Raw genomic sequence first — 4,793 nt, 5'->3', positions numbered from 1 at the left:
CCGCTCTTCCGATCTGATTGCAAATAAGCTTTGTGCTCTGATGATTTTAGCTGCTGATAAGCAAGGTATATCATCCCAATCGTTAATAGCATGATGCACGGTCTGAGGGTGCGTAAAAGAATTTTGGGTAAAGCCATGTCGTTAAGCCAGTTAGTGTCATAATTTTATTTTTATGACGCCATAGTAGAGTGAATGGCCATGCATATCAATAACTAATAATCTAGTGCTTATGGTTAAAAGTGAGCGGTGAATGTAAGTCACTGCTCACACTTTTGTTATTTTTTTGTGAGATGGAAGATGGCAAGTGATGTAGGAGCGAGAAGGACTTGTTTTTCATCAATCGTTTTGTGCAATTCATGGGAATCGGTATTACAAATCATTTTCCATTGCTGATGGTGAGCGTTTGGTAAGCTAAATCGGGCCGGCGCATTAGTTTGATTGATGCAATACAGCATTTCATTACCGGATTTCCCTATTCCTAAGTGCAACGCTACTGAGCTTAAGTTGTTCCAATCGTCATGCTCCATATAAGAGCCATCAATACGACGCCAAAAAATACGGTTGTCGTTACGTGTTTCCCCGCTGAACGCATGAATAAAGGGAACCATATAGGTTTTCCTTGCTTTAACCATGTCAGCAACCCAAGACTGGAACCGTGCTTTGGTGTCTTGCTCTTGCCAATTTAACCAACTGATGTTGTTGTCTTGGCAATAAGCGTTATTGTTACCTTGTTGACTGTGAGAAAGCAGATCGGCGGTGAGTACATGCGGAATACCAAACGCGAACAATAAGCTCGCCATGAAGTTGCGTTTTTGCTTTTCACGCAGTTCGATGATTGCTTTATTCTCGGTTGGGCCTTCTGTCCCGTAGTTGTCTGAACGATTATCTCCGTGCCCGTCTCGGTTTTTTTCCCCATTGGCCTCGTTATGTTTGTGCTTATACGAGACTAGATCTTGCATGGTGAAGCCATCGTGGTAAGTGATGTAATTCACCGTCATATTCAATGGCCAATTTGATGCACTGTAGAGATCCCGTGAACCCATAAGACGAGTAGCAAATTCTTTTAAATAGCCTTTATCGCCACGCCAAAAGCTACGGGTTATATCACGCAGGCGATCATTACATTCATTCCAGCCTAATGGGAAGTTACCCACTTGATACCCGTTAGGGCCAATATCCCAAGGCTCTGCGATCAGTTTAACTTGCTTTAAAATGGGGTCTTGGGCAACCGCTTTAAAGAAGGCAGCTTGATTATTGAAATGTTCGCCTTCACGTCCAAGCGTTGCTGCTAAATCGAATCGGAACCCATCAATGTGGTATTCAGAAACCCAGTATCGCAATGTATCCATGACAAGGTTTAAAGATGCTTGATGATTCACATCGACCGTATTACCACAGCCTGTGTAGTTCGCAAAGTGTGGCCCATGCTTAAGATAATAATGGGAATCGAGAGCTTTTAAATTAAAGACAGGGCCGTCTTCTCCCGCTTCTGCGGTGTGGTTGTACACCACATCTAAAATGACTTCAATGCCCTCTTTATGCAGTTCCCTCACCATGGTCTTTAGTTCAGTGACTGCATCTACATCCCCATATCTAGGGTCTGGTGCCATGAACAAATAAGGGTTATATCCCCAGTAGTTGCTTTTGCCCATGTTCAGCAAGTGTGGCTCGTGCATGCATGCTGCAATAGGCAATAGCTGAATGGTATTGATGGATTGTTTTCGATAAAAATCCAGCATCTCTTCTTGAACCAAACCTAAATATTTACCTTGTTTCTCTGCGGGCAAATGAGAGTTGAGCTTGGTGACGCCCTTAATATGCGTTTCAAAAATAACTGTTTCTTCTCGGGGAATTCTAGGCGGTGCAGTGCCTTGCCAGTCAAATTCATCATTAGTGACCAAGCATTTTGGTAGTGAGAAACTTGTTGTCGAATCAAATGGGGGGTGATAGTGAAGTGGCCCATCAATGGCTTTTGCGTAGGGGTCAGAAAGTAGGTGAGGCGCGTTATCTACCTCTATGAGATACCCATATTTTTGTCTGGCCTGAATGCCTTCAATGAAGATATGTTTGATACCTGCATCGTTATTGTGAATCGGGTGAACCTGTTGATTGCCTGCATCATCAAAAAGAACCAAAGCTATGCTGTCTTGATCAGGAGCATAAATTGAAAAGTTGCACCCACATTGGCTGAGTGTCGCCCCTAAAGGGTATGGCTGAGAGCTTGTGCCTATCATTATGGTAACTATATTTTTGTTTTTATTTAGGAGTCCTTAGTAAAAGACTTTGCTCTACATTGGTCAAGCGCCTTAGTAATAATATTTGAATGTAATTTTATTTCAGTTTTTTTGCGATACGATTAAAAAATTTGAGCTTGAACTCATTTTGATCTGTGAAAGTGGGTACTAATTGGTCGTGCTCCCCCTTAGTTATGTGATCCACCTCTGTTAAATCACTTATCACGTGTTTTCTCCTCCTTACTCATCCCCCCTAAATAAATCAAAGGTGGAGGACGCAGCCTTCCTACTCCCTAGGTAATCTAGCCACAGTTGAAACGAGAGGGGACTGACTCAGTCCCGCTTTACTTTTTCTTGGTGTCGCCCATTTCTGCCTTTATGAGCGTTGTTGAGAAAATGATAAAAATAAAAACCCTAAATGGAGTTAATAATGAAAAAAGTAAGTTTAATTGCTGCTGCAGTGGCTGCGTCTCTAAGTGCTGGTGCGTTTGCGGCGGCTGTTGATTTCCACGGTTATGCTCGTGGTGGTGTAGGCCTGAGTGGGGAAGGTTCACACGTAACATATGAAAAGAACAGAGTAGGCCGTTTAGGTAATGAAGATGATTTGTACGCAGAGATTGGTTTAAACGCTGAACTGTACAACCAAAACGATGTAACGTTCAAACTTGAGTCTTTGGTTGCTTACGGTCAAGCAGGTAATAACAACTGGGAAGGTAATGCTAACGCTCTACGTGTAATGAATGTTCAAGCACAAGGTTTATTCAGCGATAAAGAAGCGGTTCTTTGGGCTGGTCAGCGTTACTACCAACGTAAAGATATCCACATCACTGATTTCTACTTCCTAGATACATCTGGCGGTGCTGGTGGTGGTATCGAAAATATCTCTTTGGGTGGTGGTAAGCTTTCTCTTGCTGTTATGCACGATGATGGCTCTCAAAAAGTTGATGATGGTGTTGAAAGTGCTTTAACTAAAGCTGGTTCGACAGCTTGGAATGCATGTAACGGTGATAAAGCGTGTGAGCTAGGTGTTGAAGGTGATGCTACCAATTATGAAACTGTTTCAAAAACAAAAGATGAAACTGTTTCAGGTTACACATTCGATATGCGTTACGCTGGCATCGACCTTTGGGAAGGTGCTAACTTAGAGCTTGCGCTTGCTTACGATTTTGCTTCTGAAGCGAAAAACCAAACAGTTGCTGCCGATAACGGTGTGCTTCTAACTGCAGTTATAGGTCAAGGAATTGAGAACGGTTTCAATCAAACGGTTCTTCAATACGGTACAGCGGCTTATGGTCACCAGATGGCGACTTACGGTGGTGGCGGTTGGTATAACCGTGCTGATAACAATAATGATGCAGATGGTTTCCGTATCATCAACTGGGGCGTGAAAGGCTTCGGGGATTCTTGGGAAGTGGGTCACACTGTGATGTTTGCTCAAGCATCAGATACAAAAGATGGTGACATTACAGCGTACAATGCCGTTGTTCGCCCTGTGTATAAGTGGGATGACCATATGAAGACTGTTTTCGAAGCGGGTTACTTTGCTGATGAAACGAAGAAAGATGGCTCAACAACAGATGCGTCTGGTTCTAAATTAACCATCGCACAAGCTTGGTCTGCTGGTTCTAGCTTCTGGGCTCGCCCTGAAATCCGTGTATACGGTTCATACTTCATGGATCACGAAGCAGATAGCTTTGCAAACAAGACTGACGACACTGAATTCAGTGTTGGTATCCAAATGGAAGCTTGGTGGTAAGAATTACGAAGTCCTATTTAAATAGTCCATATTTAAGTAAGTAAAAAATCAAGCCGGCTTAAGTGTCGGCTTTCATCGTTGTAAAAAGAGGTTCAAATGAAACGACTCGTTCTAGGTTGCGCTATTAGCATGGCATTATTGGGATGTACGGCAACAGAAACAGTTGTGTTCGATGCCGAAAATGTACAGCAGGTAGCAGAAAGTTACGGCCAGGTAAATTGGGCGAACATTGAACCAACAAAGCACATTAATTTTACAATTAAAGAATCTAATCAAAAATTTACTTTCTCAAACGGTCAGAGCTATATCGCTGCTTTTGATATTAATACTAAAGGGAAAGAGCTTGATTTAGAGCTTATTAGTCATTTTAAAAAAACCGTTTTCTATCCAAACGCTGTGTTATTGAATGAACAAAATCAAATTATTAAAACATTTGAAACCAGTGATTTTGAATATAAGCATGCTTACGGCATGCAGGGGGATCGTTTAGTCTCGAAAGTCACGATTCAGCCTGTTGGTAAGCAACGTGTTAAGTTACTTATTTACACAACACCTGAGTTAATTAAAGGCGAGACTGAAGTGCTTCACCCAGTTAAGCTTGATGCTATTGCTCGCGGTAATTATCCACCAGATGTTCCGAACCCAATGATCCCTCATTCAGCTTTTGGTGAGTTGAGCGTAATAGCTTCAGTGGATGATGCTTTAGTGCTTGAGGAACCGATTACGGTCGGAAGTTCGGATACTGCCCAAGAAAAATTTAAAGCTGATCTTGCTGAACAACAGAATCAAGATCGGAAGAGCGG

At 42.4% G+C, this 4,793-nt stretch carries 3 protein-coding genes; 2 read left to right on the top strand and 1 reads right to left on the bottom strand.

The window, feature by feature from the left end; genetic code table 11:
• Positions 1 to 275: 275 nt before the first annotated feature.
• Positions 276 to 2,234: a glycogen debranching protein GlgX gene (glgX, locus tag ACP45E_RS14965; RefSeq protein ID WP_017037504.1), complete on the bottom strand. Its 1,959-nt coding sequence runs from the start codon at positions 2,232 to 2,234 to the stop codon at positions 276 to 278.
• 430 nt (positions 2,235 to 2,664) lie between these two features.
• Between glgX and lamB the strand changes: the two genes are divergently transcribed.
• The gene (lamB, locus tag ACP45E_RS14960) at positions 2,665 to 3,990 is read left to right on the top strand and encodes a maltoporin LamB (protein WP_017036479.1); all 1,326 of its coding nucleotides are present in this window, start codon (positions 2,665 to 2,667) and stop codon (positions 3,988 to 3,990) included.
• Between the two features lie 96 nt (positions 3,991 to 4,086).
• Positions 4,087 to 4,793, top strand: a 707-nt coding sequence (locus ACP45E_RS14955; protein ID WP_069585183.1) for a MalM family protein, incomplete at its 3' end; no start/stop codon positions are given.

The organism is Vibrio genomosp. F10 str. 9ZD137 (assembly GCF_049974785.1).
Taxonomy (GTDB): Bacteria; Pseudomonadota; Gammaproteobacteria; order Enterobacterales; family Vibrionaceae; genus Vibrio.
The sequence above is the reverse complement of the archived record's forward strand: the minus strand, read 5'-3'. Positions and strand labels throughout refer to the sequence as shown.

What these genes read in the sequence shown, in the direction of transcription:
- glgX (WP_017037504.1), bottom strand. Translation starts at nt 2,234, where the DNA reads ATGATAGGCACAAGCTCTCAGCCATACCCTTTAGGGGCGACACTCAGC.
- lamB (WP_017036479.1), top strand. Translation starts at nt 2,665, where the DNA reads ATGAAAAAAGTAAGTTTAATTGCTGCTGCAGTGGCTGCGTCTCTAAGT.